At 59.0% G+C, this 212-nt stretch carries 1 protein-coding gene; it reads right to left on the bottom strand.

What is annotated here, in order from left to right; all coding sequences use genetic code 11:
- Positions 1-204 (bottom strand): DUF6875 domain-containing protein (locus NMG80_RS37175; RefSeq protein WP_367185907.1); only part of this gene is annotated, 204 nt, incomplete at its 3' end.
- Positions 205-212 lie beyond the last annotated feature (8 nt).

Below are 212 nucleotides of genomic sequence, written 5' to 3'. Positions count from 1 at the left end.
CCAAAGTGTTTTAAGTTCATCGGCCCGAGGCACGAACGGGCACACAGGTCCAGCGCGGCCGAGATCCTTGTGAGGCCTGGCCACGAAGGTCTTGATCCAGTCTGCGACGGCGTGAAGCGCGCTTAGATCGCTTCCCGCAAGCTTCTTCGTTCTACTGACATCCTCAAGATCCGTGGGGAGGAAAAGACTGGCGGCCTGTGGCATCGAACTGC

The organism is Mesorhizobium escarrei (assembly GCF_935825525.1).
In the GTDB taxonomy this organism is placed as follows: domain Bacteria; phylum Pseudomonadota; class Alphaproteobacteria; order Rhizobiales; family Rhizobiaceae; genus Mesorhizobium; species Mesorhizobium escarrei.
Note: the sequence above shows the minus strand (reverse complement) of the source record. Positions and strands in the feature narration are given on the sequence as shown.